The organism is Candidatus Thiodictyon syntrophicum (assembly GCF_002813775.1).
In the GTDB taxonomy this organism is placed as follows: domain Bacteria; phylum Pseudomonadota; class Gammaproteobacteria; order Chromatiales; family Chromatiaceae; genus Thiodictyon; species Thiodictyon syntrophicum.
Window position 1 is genome coordinate 2,530,180 of sequence record NZ_CP020370.1, and the last position, 16,307, is coordinate 2,546,486.

The following is a 16,307-nucleotide window of genomic DNA, read 5'->3' on the forward strand; positions in this document are numbered from 1 at the left end:
ATGCAAGACGCATTGAATCAGTACCTAAGTCGCCTGCGGGCCGCGTTTCCGACCTTCGTGACTTTCGGCGAAGGAAGCAAGGATCTCGACGCGGAGGAGCGGAGAGACAAGATCGAACTGGTTGAGGTCTTCCAGAACGAGGTTGCCCCTTCGCTCAAGGCGCTGCCCAACGACGAGGGCGCCCTGGCCCAGACCGGTGCTGATGTCATCACCCTGTTTACTCGTAAGTTGAGTAACGGCGCTCCGCAGTATCTCGTCGGCTATCGTTACACCGGACCCTTGCAAAAGCTCACCGCGAGCGACCGGGTCAGATTCGCCATCCTGACCGCGGACTTGCTGTACGGTGATGAGCCACTCGTGGGGCGTGTGGACCGGTTCGTGCCAGGCCTGCGGGCGCTGCTCGCGGACAGTGCCCCGGCCACGGGTTGGTCGGCGATGTCGCGCAGCGTCACCAGTCTCCTGCTCATGGTATCGGACCCGAGCCGGCACGTCATCATCAAGACCAGGGAATTCAATCGCGCCCTAAAGGCATTCGGCCATGAGCCCATGCCCAACCGCGCCTTGACCGGCGAGGACTATCTATCCGTCCAGTCCTGGCTGTTCGGCCTGCGCGACGCCATGACGGCAGCGGGACTCGGACCGCGGGACCTGATCGACGTACAAACCCTGATCTGGGTCGGCGACGTGAATTACAGCCAGGACGACACGAATCGGCAGTATTGGGTCCTGGGCGCCTACTGGGACAATAGTGACGACATGACCCAAACCTTCGTCACCGAAGGTCGCTGGGAGAATGGGTTTGAGGATCAGTACGAAGAAAAGGTGAAGCAGGTACGTACAGGCGATCGGGTGGCCATTAAGAATTCATACACAAGAAAATACAATCTGCCCTTCGACGGTCACGGATGCAGCGTCTCCTGCATGGATATCAAGGCCGTCGGCACCGTCACCAACAACGCGGACGATGGGCATAACCTCACGGTCGAGTGGGACGCCGACTTTGAGCCGGTAACCATCTATCAGTACACCTACCGCACAACCATTGAGCGCATCCAAGACCAGACGGCTATCCCTTGGATATTCAATGGGGTTCCGCAGCCGCTGGACGCGCTGGAGGCTCACTATCGGAAGAAGGCCCAAGAGGAAGATCAGCCGTCCGGCGGCCCGGGTTCCGTCCCTGTGAACCCTGAGGACGGTGTCATGACCGCGATCAACACCGACACCTCAGTAAACCGCATCTATTACGGTCCGCCTGGATGCGGAAAGACCTATAGACTACAGCAGACGCTGATGCCCAAGTATCGGGACGAGCGAGGGGCTCGCTATCGCTTCATTACCTTCCACCCCTCCATGAGCTACGAGGAGTTCGTCGAAGGGTTGCGCCCCATTGTCGACGAGACCACCAAGGAACTCAGGTACGAGGTTAAACCCGGCATCTTTCGAGAGATCTGCGAGCTGGCTGAAAAACACCCGAGGGAGCGTTATGCCCTATTCATCGACGAGATCAACCGGGCCAATATCGCCAAGGTGCTGGGCGAGCTGATCACCCTGATCGAGCCGGATAAGCGGATTCGGGCTGACGATGGCCAATGCGGTATACACCTGATCCTTCCCTACTCCCGGCTGTCGTTCGGCGTGCCAGCCAATCTCGACCTCTACGCCACCATGAACAGTGCGGACCGCTCCATCGCCTTGCTGGACACGGCGCTGCGCCGCCGCTTCCAGTTCGAGGAAATCGGCCCGGACCCGGACCTGCTGCCCAGGGATGTCGAGGGGATCGACGTGGCCGCACTCCTCAAGACCCTGAATGAAAGGATCGAACTGCTGGCCGATAGAGACCACCGGCTTGGTCACGCCTATTTCATGGGCGTCGCAACGCTGGCCGACCTCGACCGGGTGTTTGCGGAACACGTTCTGCCGCTGCTTGTCGAGTACTTCCACGACGATTGGGGCCAAATCGCCCTGGTGCTCGTCAATCGCACGCTCGGGCGGAGCGAGTTCGTCACCACCATGGAGTTGAGCCCGGGGCAGGTGTTCGGCAAGGGCTGGGAGGCGTACGCGACCCGCCGATCTGAGGTCTTGCTGCGTCACCGCTTGGTCTCGGAGTTCACTCAGGCGATGTATCTCGGTCTACTCGCTTGAGCGGTCATCACCTCGTCGTTCGCGAGCACCAAACCATTCTGCTCGCACCCAAGGGGCCATTGTCGCGCGCGGCCCACGCGGCCTATCTCGCCCGCATCCCGATGCTGCCGAGCGGCGTGCTGACGCCAGTCCACGAGGGGCTGCGCACCGGCTCCCACTGCGGCTTGATTCAGGCGGGTCAATGGACCTTGGAAATCCTGCCGAAGATTTACGACCTTGAGGGACCGCTGCCCGACCGGGGCGCGTTGGTGCGGATGCTCGCCGCCTGTTTCGATATCCCGATCTGGCTGGACGGCCCGGTCCGCAGCAACCTCGCCGATGACCTGCTCACGGTCGTAATCCGCGCCTACCTGGAGGAAGGCCGGCGTCAGTTACGGCAGGGTTGGATCAAATCCTATGTCGATCAGGAGGACCGGCTGACCCGACTAAGAGGACGACTCAATCTCAGCGAGCAAGTGCGGCGTGGACGTGCCGCGGCCCATCGACTGCACTGCGTCTTCGACGAACTCACGATCGACAACGATTTCAACCGAGTGGTTTGCGCCGCGCTCGTCCTTGCCCAAGTCCGGCTCCCGGTCGGTTCCAGGCTCAGGATCCAGGCCGATCAACTCGCCTTGGCCCTGGCCGACGTTGGGCAACTTATGCCGGACGAAGCGCTAAGGACTCGACTCCCGCAGCACCGACTCGTGCAGCGTTACGATCGCCTCCTGTTGATGGCGTCCTGGCTCCTGCGCCTGTTGGGTCCCGACGTTCATGGCGGTCCGCAGGAGGGCCTGGGTCTGATCTTCGACATGAACCGGCTCTTTCAGGAGACCGTCGCGATAGCCCTGGAGGCGGCCATCCGGTGGCATCCGCTGCGGTCGCGCCTGCGTCTGACCCGTGAGCGGCCGATACGACCGCTGGTAACGGATGCATCCGATACCGGACGCTTCATGATGATACCGGACCTCTGTCTATGGCTGGATGAGACGTTGATCGCCATCCTGGATACCAAGTGGAAACGGCTGTCGCCCTCCCAGGATGAGCACAAGGCCGGTATTGCCCAGGCGGATCTCTACCAGTTGCTCGCCTATGGCTACACCTACGGTTGCAAACGTTTGACGCTGATCTATCCTTACCACCCCGAAATGAAAGACTGGACCCTTCCCCGGTTCAGCTATTGCTCCCCAGCGGGGGCAGACATTGCGCTCCAGGTCGCTACCTTTGATCTGGATGCGTCCAGAAATGCAGCTGAACAACTGCTGGACCAGCAGATCGGAGGATTACTCCATGCGATTCTTTAACAATGCCGGTCCAGTCAACTGCGCCGACCATTATTGCCTGGACCCGCTCCACCGGATCGACCTTGATGCGATCGAGTCCCTGATCGGGCAGCACCGCTATTTCATCCTCCACGCCCCGCGCCAGACCGGCAAAACATCGTCGCTACTGGCCCTGGCGCACCATTTGAACAGCGGGGAGCGTTACCACTGCGTCTACATCAACGTCGAGCCGGCCCAGGCGGCGCGTGAGGACGTGGCCGGGGCAATGCAGGCGATCCTGAGCGGATTGGGGAGTTGGGCGCGGCACATCGCGGGCGACCCCTATCCGGGCGAGATCTGGCCCGGGGTCCTGGCGGAGGCGGGCGCCTACGACGCCTTTGGTGAGGTGCTTAGCCGCTGGGCCATGCACAGCGACCGGCCCTTGGTGCTCCTGATCGACGAAATCGACGCGTTGATCGGGGACACCCTGATCGCCGTGCTGCGCCAACTGCGCGCCGGCTATGCCAAGCGCCCCGCCGCCTTCCCCCAGACCGTGGTCCTGTGCGGGGTACGCGACGTACGCGACTACCGCATCCACTCTGCCCGCTCCCAGGAGATTATCACCGGCGGCAGCGCTTTCAACATCAAGGCCGAATCGATTCGCCTGGGCAACTTCACGGCTGCGGACGTCGCCTCCCTCTACCGCCAGCACACCGCCGAGACCGGTCAGTCCTTCAGCCCGCAGGCCATTGCCCTGATTTGGGATCTGACCCGCGGCCAGCCCTGGCTGGTCAATGCCCTGGGCTACCAGCTCTGTTTCCGCGACCCGACCACCCGCAACCGGGCGGTCACGATTACCGCCGCGCTGGTCGAGCAGGCCAAGGAGACCCTGATTGCGCGCCGCGACACCCACCTCGATCAGCTCGCCGACAAGTTGCGCGAGCCGCGGGTGCGGCGCGTTATCGCCCCCATTCTGGCCGGCGACAACGCGCCGGGTCAGTTGCCGGTGGATGACGTGCAATATGTCCGTGATCTCGGTCTCATCACCACCGACGGCCAGCTCGAGATCGCCAATCCGATTTACCGCGAGGTCATCCCCCGGGAGTTGACCTATACCACCAGCCTCACCATCACCGAGCAGCCCGCTTGGTACATTGCCCCCGACGGCCGCCTGGATCTGCCCAAACTGATCGCTGCTTTCCAGGTCTTCTTCCGCGAGCATTCCGAGCATTGGATCGAGCGCTTCGACTACAAGGAGGCCGGTCCGCAACTGCTGCTCCAAGCCTTCCTGCAGCGCATCGTCAATGGCGGCGGACGCATCGAGCGCGAATACGGCCTGGGGCGGATGCGCACCGACCTCTTCATCCTCTGGCCCTATGGCTCAGGCCAGGTGCAGAAGGCGGTGCTGGAACTGAAGATCCTGCACAAGGGGCTCGCGCAGACGATCGCCGCGGGTTTGGCGCAGATCTACGAGTATCGGGACCGCTGCGGCGCGGATGAGGCCCATCTGCTGATCTTCGACCGCAGCGCGCGGGCCTGGAGCGAGAAGGTGTTTCGTCGCAGCGAGCAATTCCGGGGGGTTGGGATCGAGATCTGGGGCATTTAGGGGTGGCGCAAGGGATGGGTTTCGCTGCGCTCTACCCATCCGGGACTACTTGGCCAGCCGCGGCGCTGGGCCGCGGGATCAGCCGCTGCGCGTCCATCACCATCCGCCCGTCGTGCCAATCCAGATGGTGCAGGGCGCGCCAGTCGCTGCTCGCCGCCGCGTTCGCCTGCCAGATGGGCCTTTCCCGAAACCGCTTCGGGGTCAGTTCCAGGACCTCGTTGAGCGCCAGGCCAAAGCCGTAGCGGGGCACCGAGACCTGGGCCGGGCGCAGCAGTCGGCCCGCCTGGTCGACGAAGACCCGGCCCGCGGGGCGCGCGCCGACATAGTCGCGCACCAGTGGGTTGCCGGGATGAGGGGTCCAGCGGTCACTGAGCGGGGACTCGGCGTGGAAGGCGAAGAGTGAGTCGTTGATCCGCGCCCGGCCCTGGCGGGCACTGCACAAGAGCCACCAGCGGCCCTGGTGCTCGAACAGGGTGGCATCGGCCGCCTGGAGGCCGTCGAGCAGGGTGCCGGCCCGGGTCCAACCGAAGGGGAAATTGTGGCAGCGGTAGAGGTCGACCCGGCGTGCGGCGGCGGACTCGGGGACCATGTAGAGGTCGCCCTGAAAGCTGAACAGGAAGGGGTAGGAGAGGTGGCGGTCCTCGTCCAGGACCGGCACCGCCGGCCCCAGGGGGTTCAGGTCCGCCCCCAGTTCCAGGGCGCTGATCCGTCCGCGCCCGGTGTGGAAGGGGTATTCCTCCATGAAGATGAAGCGCCGCCCGGCCTGCGACCAGGCGAAGGGGTCGGCCCAGAAGCAGTCCGCCGGGGGATAGAGCGGGGTCAGGCCTGCCGGGTCCGGGGTGCACCAGGCGTTGCGCTCACACTCGCCGGCGAGTAGAAACCACTGGGGCCAGTGGGTCCGCTCGTCGTGTTCATCGCGGCGCTTTTGCCAGGCGCGGGCGAGGCGCTGATGGAGGTGTCGCAGCGCCTTCATCCGCCGTCTCCGTCGCCTTGGGTAACATAGAGCCCGGCGCCGGCCGACGGGAGGGCGCGGATCAGCAGCGGCTGGGCCCGACCGGACTTGGTGAGCCGCGGGCCGAAGCCCATGGACCCCAGGCAGGCCGCGATCCCGTCCCCGCAGGCGAAGGTCTCCACCCGCTCGGCCCGCTGCGCGCGCAGCCGGTACAAGGCCCCGCCGATCAGGGCGCGGAGCGCCGCGGGGTCCCTCGGCGCGGTCAACAGGTCCACGAGCTTGGCCCAGCGCCGCCGCCCCTTGTCATAGGTGAGCAGGACGCAATAGCCGCGCAGACGCTCCCTGTTGCCGACGGTGATGACCTGATAGTCGTTGAGCGGGTGGCGGCGATATCGCCAGTTCAGGGTCGCGGCATCGCGCCGACAGATCGCCGGGTACTGGCCCCGGACCTCCTCCCAGAGGCGATCGAAACGCCCGTCGAAGCCACCCTCCAGTACCTCCAGCGGCAGCCGCGGACGGGGGCCAAGGGGCAGTCCCAGGTCGGCCGCCGCGCCGAGCAGGCGGCCGAGCGGCACCCCTAGGGACCGTTGCAGGGTATGCCGCAGCGAGACCCGCCGGTGCATGGACCCGCTGCCCGCGGCGGCCGTAAAGCCGACCCGCTCCAGGATCGTCGTCATGGGGTCGGAAATGTGCTTGCCGAATTGGATCCGACTCGCGGCGGGGTGCTCGAACAGGGCCGCGGCAATCCCCCGCGAGAGGTCGGGTCCGGCGGTCGGGGCCTGGCGCCGGTGCTCCTTCAGCGCCTGGCGCGTCAGGCCCCAGTGCACCAGCACATCCACCAGCCAGCAAGCGTTCACCGGCTCCCCGCCGATATGCAGTCCGGCGGGAATGGTGCCCAAATTGCCGATGATCTCGCCGCGCCACGCAGCGACGATCCCCCGATAACCCGGGGTCGGCAGCCGCGGGTCCTGGTGCCACTGCCAATCCCACAGGCGCTCGGCGCGCGCCGCGGGCTCGGGCCCGAAGACCTCGGCGATGCGGGCGATGATCTGGGGGCGGTCAGCGTCGGTGGCGGGTCGGATCTCGATCATTGCGGATTAAGGCAAGATGGAAGATTTCAATCGGTGTCTTAGTCTCTTGTTAACGAATGCGCGCGAACCTCCACCCTGCTTGAGGGCGCGAGAGGGAGAAATGGTGCGCCCAGCATATCCAGAAGCTTGATTACCAACTCACGGGTAGCAAGCGCATCGCCTAATGCGGTGTGCCGTGCGTGCGAGGCGACAGCAATTCCAAAGTGCTCAAACGCGCCATCTGAACTTAGGGCAGACGACGGAATTCTACCTTGCAGGAATAGCAAGTATAACATGGTGTGCGTGTCTAATGCGCGGCGGGATACCGCTTCCAATTCGTCTCTGCCCCCGAGAAAAGCCAATTTCCGCAGAAACGCTACGTCGAAGCCGATGTTGTGCCCGATGGGGGTTACGACCTCTCCATGGAATTCCTGCGCGAGATAACCTTCAATAGCAGCGCAGGCTGCTACGGGGGATACTGCCTGTGATTCCCATGTCTCAGCGAATTTTTGGAAGTTGGCTTGTGCAAACGGGTTCCATTGCGGGGCGGGCGGACGTACATAAACGACGAACGAACGCGTGGCATCGTTGAGTGGAACCAGCCCGACCGCAAGGACATCGTTACGAATTGGGTTGGCCCCCGTTGTTTCGATGTCAATGATCACCAGGCTTTGGGTCAGAAGAGTCGTCATGTTTTGGACCATAGATGAGTGAGTAGGCTTCGGTGATGATCGTGTTCCCGAACATTTCCCAGTGATACATATAGCTTCCGGAGAAGCCCCAAGCAATCAGCACTGAGCCGCCGAGAAGAAATATCAGAAGTAACCAATTGGGCTGGGAACCGTTTGCCCAAAACGTGATGAGCGCGCCAATCAGAGTGAGAACAGAAATCCAAAATAAAACCGCGCTGGCAGTTGCCACTGATCTGTGAAATGTATACTTATTCTGGTATGTTGCAACCAAGGATGACGCCAACTCCCGAGATAGGAAGCTCTTGACGACCGGGTAGAAATGACGCCACTCAAGGTCTACGCCGCTTGACGCGAATTCTTTACGTACTGCCTCAAAGAGCGGCCGAAGTCTCGGGTCGAACGAATGCAAGGGTTTGGGAATGCGAAGAACAAGTGTGAGCGCCACCCTCGTGGCCCAGTTGTCACCCCGTCCATGTACTGACGGCCCCGACCGTCCGATCCAGAGCAGAATGTGTCCAAGGAAATACCAGATGGCAATCAAAGGTATGGACACGCCTATTCCGCTGGCAAGGCTAAGCGCATCAAAAAGGTTTCGCAATCCAACTATTGTGAACTCAGGAAGTGTGTGAAAGCTCCACACCGGCGCTAAGGAGCCCAGCGCAATCCAGGAGAGCAGCAGAAACAAGCTCACAACGATTCCAGGTAATAATACCCCAAATACTTCATAGCTCAGATTGGTTAGTCTTGCGAGCAGTTCGTTCATGGCTGCGGCCGCCCCTGGTTTGATTCGGTAAGGTATCGGTGTCGAGTCACCCCAAGAGCGACTTCAAAATGACTTCATATATCTTGGATAGATCTTCCAGGTCCGCCACCGCGACACACTCGTCCACTTGGTGAATGCTGGTGTTGAGCGGCCCGAACTCGACCACCTGGGCACCGGTCGGGGCGATGAAGCGTCCGTCGGAGGTGCCGCCGCTGGTCGAGGCCTCGGTGTCAATCCCCGTGATCGCGGTGATCGCCGCCCGGGTGGCGGCCACCAGTTCGCCCTCCGGGGTCAGGAAGGGGTGGCCGGAGAGGCGCCAGGTCAGGTCGTAGGCGAAGCCGCCGGTGTCCAGGATGGCGCGCACCCGCTGCGCTATGACCTCCGGGGTCAGTTCGGTGGAGAAGCGCAGGTTGAACTGGGCGCTCAGGTGGCCGGCAATCACGTTGTCCGCGCCGGTGCCCATGGTCAGGTTGACGACTTGCAGGCTGGTCGGCGGGAACCGGGCGTTGCCCTGGTCCCAGACCTCTGTGCACAGGGCGGCCAGGGCCGGGGCGGCGGCGTGGAAGGGGTTGTCGGCCAACAGGGGATAGGCGACATGGCCCTGTTTGCCGTGCACCGTCAGGAGCCCGGTGAGGCTGCCGCGGCGCCCGACCTTGATCTGGTCGCCGAGGCGCTCCCGGCACGAGGGCTCGCCGACCAGGCACCAGTCGATGTGCTCGCCCCGGGACTCGAGGCGCTCCACCACCTTGACGGTGCCCTCGGTGGCCAGGCCCTCCTCATCGCTGGTGATGAGAAAGGCGATGGAGCCCCGATGGTCCGGGTGGGCCGCGACGAACCCCTCCACGGCGGTAACCATGGCCGCGATGGAGCCCTTCATGTCCGCGGCACCGCGGCCGTACAGCAGCCCGTTGCGAACGTCCGGCTCAAAGGGTTCGCTCGCCCAGTCCGCGGCCGGTCCGGTCGGCACCACGTCGGTGTGGCCGGCGAAGCAGAACAGGGGGCTGGCCTGGCCGCGCCGCGCCCAGAGGTTGCTGACCGCGCCGAACGGCATGGGCTCGATCCGGAAGCCGAGGGCGGCCAGCCGGGCGGCCAGCAGGTCCTGACAGCCCGCGTCGGCGGGGGTAAGGGAGGGCCGGCGGATCAGTTCGCGGGCGAGTTCGAGGGTCGCAGACATCAGCCGAGCAGCTCCGCGTAGGTGGACTCGGAGAACCCGAGCAGGCGTGCCGTGCCGGTGTCGAGCAGGGGACGGCGGATCACGGCGGGATGCTCCAGCATAACGCGTATGGCCGCTTCCTGGTCGATGCCGTCGCGCACGGCCGGCGGCAGGGTGCGCCAGGTCGTACCCCGGCGGTTGATGAGGGCCTCCCAGCCCAGTTCCGCGACCCAGGCGCGCAACCGGGCCTCGTCGAGTCCGTCGCGGCGATAGTCGTGGAAGCGGTAGGCGACACCATGGTCGCCCAGCCAGCGCCTGGCCTTCTTCATCGTGTCGCAGCTCGCGATGCCGTAAATGACCATCATCCTATCCCACCTATCCCCAAGAACGGTTCACTGATAAGTTAAACAAGTGCATTAAGAGAATGCTCTTACGTCGTTGTCGTTGTCGTAATCGAGGTTATCGTCGTGCCCCGGATTCTCTCGCACCCAAAAGTGGGTCGCCTGTCCGACTACGACTACGATTACGACAACGACAACGACAACGACAACGACAACGATGGTGCTTGTGTTTAACTTGTTCTTGACGCGTTACCTATCCCCTATCCCAGGCCGCCCGCTCAGATATCACGCAACAACTCATTGATCCCGACCTTGCCCCGGGTCTGCTCATCCACCTGCTTGATGATCACGGCGCAGTAGAGGCTGTGGCTGCCGTCCTTGGCCGGCAGGTTGCCGGGGACCACCACGGCGCCGGGCGGGACCCGTCCGTAGAGGATTTCGCCGGTCTGGCGGTTATAGATCTTGGTGCTCTGGCCGATGAAGACGCCCATGGAGAGCACGGCCCCGGCGCCGACGATGACGCCCTCCACCACCTCGGAGCGGGCGCCGATGAAGCAGTTGTCTTCAATGATGGTAGGCGCGGCCTGGACCGGTTCCAGCACGCCGCCGATGCCCACCCCGCCCGAGAGGTGTACGTTCTTGCCGATCTGGGCGCAGGAACCGACCGTCGCCCAGGTGTCGACCATGGTGCCGGAGTCCACATAGGCCCCGATGTTTACATAGGACGGCATCAGCACGCAGGAGGGGGCAATGTAGGCGCCGCGCCGGGCCGCGGCCGGCGGTACCACGCGCACCCCGGATTCGCGGAATTCCCGCGAGTTGGTGTCGGCGAACTTGGACGGGACCTTGTCGTAATAATTGGTAAAGCCGCCCTTCATGAAGCTGTTGTCCTCGATGCGGAAGGACAGGAGCACGGCCATCTTGATCCACTCGTTCACCACCCAGTCCCCGTCGCGCTTTTCCGCCACCCGCAGTTCACCGCGGTCCAGACGCTCGATCACCTCCATGACGGCGTCATGGACGTGGGTCTCGACATTGCGGGGGTTGATGTCGGCACGGCGCGCGAAGGCCTCGACGATGATGGCTTGGGTGTCGCTCATGGATGGCTCCGGTTGGATGTAGGTAAATGAACTGAAAGAAAGAAAATAAAGCCGCAAATGAACGCAAACGAACGCAAATGAAGATATCGCTATTGTCACAATCACCGGCAAGGTGAGTCCCCGGCTAAGCGCAAGTCAATGAATCATCTGTGTTCATCTGTGTTCATCTGTGGATAATTGCTCTTTCCAGGTTAAAGGCGCTCGACAAAGCCGCGGATGCGCCACGCCGCCTCGATGCACTCGTCGAGCGGCGGCACCAGGGCGAGGCGCACCCGGTCGGCGCCCGGGTTGTAGCCATCCACGGTGCGCGACAGGAAGCTCCCCGGCAGCAGGGTCACCGCCTCTTCGGCAAAGAGGCGGCGGACGAACTCGGTGTCCGGGATCGGCGTGTGCGGCCACAGATAGAAACCGGCGGGCGGGGCCGTGACCGGCAGCACCGGGTCCAGGATCCGGACCACCGCGGCGAACTTCTCACGATACAGGGTGCGGTTGGCGCGCACATGGGCCTCGTCCGACCAGGCGGCGGCGCTCGCGCTCTGGGTCGGCAGCGGCATGGCGCAGCCGTGATAGGTGCGATACTGAAAGAAGCGCTCGATCAGGTCCGCGTCCCCGGCGACGAATCCGGAGCGCAGGCCCGGCGCATTGGAGCGCTTGGACAGGCTGTGGAAGCAGATGCAGTGCTTAAATGCCTGGTTGCCCATGGCCGCGGCCGCCTGGAGCAGCCCCGGGGGCGGGGCGGACTCGTCCAGATAGAGCTCCGCGTAGCACTCGTCGGCGGCGATCACAAAGTCGTGGGTCTGCGCCAACTCGATCAGTCGGGTCAGGGTCGGAAGATCGAGCAGGGCCCCGCTCGGGTTGCCCGGCGAGCAGATATAGAGCAACTGGCAGCGCTCCCAGGTGGCCGCGTCCACCGCGGCGAAGTCCGGGATGAAGCCGTGCTCCGGCCGGCAGGGCAGGAAATGCGGCTGGGCCCCGGCGAGCAGGGCCGCGCCCTCGTAGATCTGATAGAAGGGGTTCGGCATCAACACCAGCGGCGAGCGGCCAGGGTCCACCACCGCCTGGGCCAGCGCGAACAGGGCCTCGCGGGTCCCGTTGACCGGGAGTATGTGGCGCTCCGGGTCCAGGAGCCCCGCGGGCAGCGCGAAGCGTGCGGTCAGCCAGCGGGCAATGGTCTCGCGCAGCGCCGGCTGCCCACGGGTCGTCGGGTACACGCACAGACCGTGCAGGTGGGCGATCAGGGCCTCGGTGATCAGCGCCGGGGTCGGATGCCGCGGCTCACCGATATAGAGCGCGAGCGGCGTCCGGTCGGACGGCGGCGTGAGGCCGGCCTTGAGTTGACTGAGCTTCTCGAACGGGTAGGGCTGCAGCAGCCCGAGGGCAGGGTTCATGGGGTCTCAAGTGCCTGCGGGTTCGCGCCGACGCGGCAACGGTGGGCGAAAGGCCGCTAGTATAGGCCAAGGCCCCGGGCCGCTCCACGCCGCGCTAGGGGAGGCGTCGCCTGCCAGCTAAGCTGCGACGCCCGCCGGAGCCGGGCACGCGATGCGTACCCTACAGCGACAGCGCCCGGACGTTCTCACGGACCGGGCGTCGTTGTCGTTGTCGTTGTCGTAATCGTGGTCGGATTATTCGATTACGACAACGACAACGACAACGACAACGTACCCGCGATCTCGGTCACTACATCAGTTCTGATCGCACCCCGCGGCCGGTTGCCTGAGGACTCGCGCAATGGGTCCCCCTGCGGTGACAATGGCCCCCGCGTCGCCGCCCTTGTCGCCACCAGGTCCGCCCACCCCATGCTTGAGATCTACCACAGCAACCGCCTCGAGGTCCTGCTGGACCACCTGGTCGCGGTGCTCGACCGGCCGCCCGCGGACCCCTTCGGCGAGGAGTTTCTGGTCGCCCAGAACCAGGGGATGGCGCGCTGGCTGGCGCAGGGGCTGGCGCAGCGGACCGGGATCGCGGCCAATCTGCGCTTTCCGCTGCCGGCGCGCCTCGTCTGGGACCTGCTCGGGTGCTGGTTCGCGGACCTGCCGCCCCAATCGGACTGGGACAAGGACCGCCTGGTGTGGCGGATCTTCGCCTGGCTGCCGCAACTGGTCGCGGACCCCGCCTTTGCCGAGCCCGCCCGCTACCTGGTCGGCGAGCCGCGGGAGCTCAAGACCTACCAGTTGGCGCGGCGGGTGGCGGACCTCTTCGACCAATACCTGGTCTATCGCCCCGAACTGGTCCTTGAATGGGAGCAGGGGGCTAGCCTCAAGCCCGACCAGGACCACTGGCAGTCCCGCCTCTGGCGCCTGCTGGCCGCGCAGATCCAGACGCCCCACCGCGCCGCCCTGTTCGCCCGCCTGGACCGCGCCCTGACCGAGGGCGTTGCGCCCCGCACGCCCCTGCCGGAGCGCGTCCTGGTGTTCGCCCCCACCGCGCTCCCGCCCATCTATTGCCGGGTCCTGGTGGGGCTCGCCGGGCTGATCCCGGTCCATCTGTTCGTGCTGAACCCCTGTGACCAGTATTGGGCCGATATCGTCGATGAGGGGCGGCAGGCGCGCGGGCGCGCCCGCGCCCTGGTCACCGGGACCCCGGACAGCACCGCGCTCCTGGATCTCGGCAACCCGCTGCTCGCCTCCTGGGGCCACGGGGGCATGGGCTTCCAGGACCAACTGATCGAGATGGGCGGGGACGAGATCCCGGACTTCCGGGAGCCGGACCAGGGCTGCCTGCTCGGCCTGATCCAGGGCGACATCCTGGCCCTGCGCGACCGGCGCAGCCCGGACCCGGCGCACCGCACCCCGCTCGACCCGACGGACGACTCGATCCAGGTCCAGGCGTGCCACGGGCGCCATCGGGAGGTCCAGGTCCTGCACGACCGGCTGCTGCGCTGCTTCGCGACGCTGCCGGGGCTCAAGCCCCGGCAGATCATCTGCATGGCCCCGGACATCGACAGCTATGCCCCGCACATCGACGCGGTGTTCGGTGCCGCGCCGGCCGTGCGGCGCATCCCCTGGTCCATCGCCGACCGGCGCCTGTCGGCCGAGCAGCCGCTGCTGGGCGCGGTCACGGAACTGCTCGGGCTGCCCAACTCCCGCCTGGGGGCGGCGCAGGTGCTGGACTGGCTGGAGGTACCGGCCATCGCCCGGCGCTTCGCGATCGAGCCGGCGGATCTCGCGCGCATCCGCACCTGGGTGACCGAGACCGGGGTGCGCTGGGGCCTGGACGCCGCCATGCGCGCCGACCTGGACCTGCCGGGCGAGGACGCCAACTCCTGGGCCTGCGGCCTGCGGCGCCTGTTCCTGGGGCTGGCCCTGCCGCCGGGCGACACCCTCTACCGCGGCGTCCTGCCCTACCCGGACCTGGAGGGCGCCGAGGCGCTGGCCCTGGGCGGGCTCCAGGAGTTGATCGAGACCCTGGGGCACTGGCGCCTGGCCCTGGCCCGCCCGCGCACCCTGGCGGACTGGGCGGGCGCCGTCAACCGCCTGCTCGCCGACCTGTTCGAGCCGGACGAGGACGAGGAGGACCTGCTCCAACCCCTGCGCGCCGCGCTCGACCAACTCGGGCGCAACGGCGCCGCGGCCGGCCTCACGGCCCCGGTCGGGCTCGACATCCTGCGCGCCGAGGTCGGTGCCGTACTGGACGCCGCCACCCCCGCCCAGCGCTTCCTGACCGGCCGGGTCACCTTCTGCAACATGGTCCCGATGCGCAGCATCCCAGCGCGCGTCCTGTGCCTGCTCGGCATGAACGGGATCGACTTCCCCCGCGACCAGCGCCCCCTGAGCTTCGACCTGATGGCCGCCGCCCCGCGCCGCGGCGATCGCGCCCGCCGGGAGGACGACCGGCACCTGTTCCTGGAGGCTGTGCTGTCCGCCCGCGAGCGGCTTTATCTCTCCTATCTGGGCCGCGACCAGCGCGACAACGCGGTGCGGGTCCCCTCGGTGCTGGTCGACGAACTGCTCGACTACTGCCGCGGCGCCTTCCGCTTTACCGACGGGGTCGACCTGCTGGAGCGTCTGCTGGTGCGCCACCCGCTCCAGCCCTTCTCGCGGCGCTATTTCGACGGCGCCGACCCGCGCCTGTGGAGCTACCGGGACGACTGGTGCCGCGCCGCCCAGGCCGGGCGCACCCCCGGCTCCGACTGCTTTGCCCCGCTCACGGCGGCGCCGGACGCCGCCCGGGAGACGGACGCGCCCGTGCCGGAGTTGGAACTCGATGACCTGATCCGCTTCCTGCGCCTGCCTGCCGAGTGGTTCCTGACCCGCGGCCTGGGTCTGCGCACCCCGCAGGACGAGGCGGCCGTGGCCGAGGTCGAGCCCTTCGTACTCGACGGCCTCACCGGCTGGGGCCTGCGCCAGCGCCTCCTGGCCCTGGCGGGGGAGGGCCGGCCCGACAGCGAGGCGCGCGCCCTGGTGCTGGCCGGCGGCGATCTGCCCCACGGCGCCGCCGCCGAACTGCTGCTGGACGCGCAGGCCGGGCGGGTCGCGGCCTTCCGCGACGGGCTGGCGCCCTATCTGCGGGACCTGCGCCCGCCCCTGGACCTGGGGCTCGCCATCGGCGGCCTGCGGCTCGTCGGCTGGGTGGATGGGGTCACGGGCGGGGGGCGGGTCGCCTGGCGGCTCGGCCGGCAGCGCGCCCAGGACCTGGTCGCCCTGTGGGTGCGGCACCTGGTGCTCAACCACCTGGCGCCCGCCGGGGTCGAGCCGCGCAGCACCCTGATCACCGAGAGCCAGGACCAGCGCACCGGCGCCTTCGGGCTTGCCGTGCTGACCCTGGAGCCCGTCCAGGGCGCCCTTGGGCACCTGGAGCACCTGCTCGCCCTGTTCCAGTTCGGCCAGTCGGCCCCCTTGCCCCTCTACCCCGAGACCTCCTGCGCCTTCGCCCGCTCCGGCTGGGACAAAAAGACCTGGGACGCCTGGGAGGGCGGCTTCGGCGGCGGCTCCGGCGAGTCGCAGAATTGGGCGGTGCGCACCGCCCTGCGTGGGCGCGACCCCATCGACCAGACCTTCGAGGCCCTGGCCCACCAGGTCTTCGACCCCCTGTTTGCCGCGATCCAGGACGACGGCGACTGAGCGCCCGGACCGGCGCGGACCCTGCGGGAGCGGTCTTCAGCCGCGACCAGGCGCCGCGGCAACCCGCGACGCCGAGTCAACTCGCGAGGCCCGGTCGCGGCTGAAGACCGCTCCCACGGAGGACGCTACGGTAACCTGCGACCCTGAGGCAGGTCGTAGGGTCCGCTGTGCGGACCTTCCGCCGCGA

General features: G+C 66.1%; 12 protein-coding genes. 4 read left to right on the plus strand and 8 right to left on the minus strand.

All coding sequences use genetic code 11. The features are described from left to right. Genes THSYN_RS10630 through THSYN_RS10640 form a run of 3 tightly spaced genes read left to right on the plus strand, consistent with a single transcriptional unit; the run spans position 1 to position 4,989 of the window. Positions 1 to 2,142, plus strand: a complete 2,142-nt coding sequence (locus tag THSYN_RS10630; protein ID WP_100919117.1) for an McrB family protein — start codon at positions 1 to 3, stop codon at positions 2,140 to 2,142. Continuing rightward, on the plus strand, positions 2,139 to 3,425 hold the full coding sequence (locus tag THSYN_RS10635) for an McrC family protein (RefSeq protein WP_100919118.1): 1,287 nt from the start codon (positions 2,139 to 2,141) through the stop codon (positions 3,423 to 3,425). Before THSYN_RS10630 ends, THSYN_RS10635 begins: the two co-directional genes overlap by 4 nt. Next, positions 3,412 to 4,989, plus strand: a complete 1,578-nt coding sequence (locus THSYN_RS10640) for an AAA-like domain-containing protein (RefSeq protein WP_100919119.1) — start codon at positions 3,412 to 3,414, stop codon at positions 4,987 to 4,989. Before THSYN_RS10635 ends, THSYN_RS10640 begins: the two co-directional genes overlap by 14 nt. Before the next feature lie 31 nt (positions 4,990 to 5,020). Here the strand turns inward: THSYN_RS10640 and THSYN_RS10645 are convergent, their stop codons facing one another. The 8 genes from THSYN_RS10645 to dapC all read right to left on the minus strand — a co-directional run bounded on the left by THSYN_RS10645 (position 5,021) and on the right by dapC (position 12,448). Next, complete coding sequence (locus THSYN_RS10645) at positions 5,021 to 5,962, minus strand: glucosamine inositolphosphorylceramide transferase family protein (RefSeq protein ID WP_100919120.1); 942 nt, start codon at positions 5,960 to 5,962, stop codon at positions 5,021 to 5,023. Next, a complete protein-coding gene (locus THSYN_RS10650; RefSeq protein WP_100919121.1) occupies positions 5,959 to 7,032 on the minus strand; it encodes a GNAT family N-acetyltransferase in 1,074 nt (357 codons plus the stop codon). Before THSYN_RS10650 ends, THSYN_RS10645 begins: the two co-directional genes overlap by 4 nt. 38 nt (positions 7,033 to 7,070) lie before the next feature. Continuing rightward, positions 7,071 to 7,676 carry a 3'-5' exonuclease gene (locus THSYN_RS10655; protein WP_172965260.1) on the minus strand — a complete coding sequence of 202 codons (606 nt, stop codon included), beginning with the start codon at positions 7,674 to 7,676 and terminating at the stop codon, positions 7,071 to 7,073. Further along, positions 7,666 to 8,466, minus strand: coding sequence for a hypothetical protein (locus THSYN_RS33700; RefSeq protein WP_157817593.1), 801 nt, complete (start codon positions 8,464 to 8,466; stop codon positions 7,666 to 7,668). The genes THSYN_RS10655 and THSYN_RS33700 overlap by 11 nt, the downstream gene beginning before the upstream one ends. Positions 8,467 to 8,512: 46 nt before the next feature. Further along, on the minus strand, positions 8,513 to 9,640 hold the full coding sequence (gene dapE, locus THSYN_RS10660; RefSeq protein ID WP_100919123.1) for a succinyl-diaminopimelate desuccinylase: 1,128 nt from the start codon (positions 9,638 to 9,640) through the stop codon (positions 8,513 to 8,515). Next, positions 9,640 to 9,984 (minus strand): ArsC family reductase, encoded by a 345-nt coding sequence (locus tag THSYN_RS10665; RefSeq protein ID WP_100919124.1) that lies wholly within the window; start codon positions 9,982 to 9,984, stop codon positions 9,640 to 9,642. The genes dapE and THSYN_RS10665 overlap by 1 nt, the downstream gene beginning before the upstream one ends. Positions 9,985 to 10,238: 254 nt before the next feature. Beyond that, on the minus strand, positions 10,239 to 11,060 hold the full coding sequence (gene dapD / locus THSYN_RS10670) for a 2,3,4,5-tetrahydropyridine-2,6-dicarboxylate N-succinyltransferase (RefSeq protein WP_100919125.1): 822 nt from the start codon (positions 11,058 to 11,060) through the stop codon (positions 10,239 to 10,241). 191 nt (positions 11,061 to 11,251) lie between these two features. After that, entirely contained in the window at positions 11,252 to 12,448 is a 1,197-nt protein-coding gene (gene dapC / locus THSYN_RS10675) for a succinyldiaminopimelate transaminase (protein WP_100919126.1), read from the minus strand. A 225-nt stretch (positions 12,449 to 12,673) separates the two neighbouring features. On the opposite strand from dapC, the gene recC reads away from it, so the two are divergent. After that, positions 12,674 to 16,120 (plus strand): exodeoxyribonuclease V subunit gamma, encoded by a 3,447-nt coding sequence (recC, locus tag THSYN_RS10680; protein ID WP_100919127.1) that lies wholly within the window; start codon positions 12,674 to 12,676, stop codon positions 16,118 to 16,120. The last annotated feature ends 187 nt before the right edge of the window (positions 16,121 to 16,307 follow it).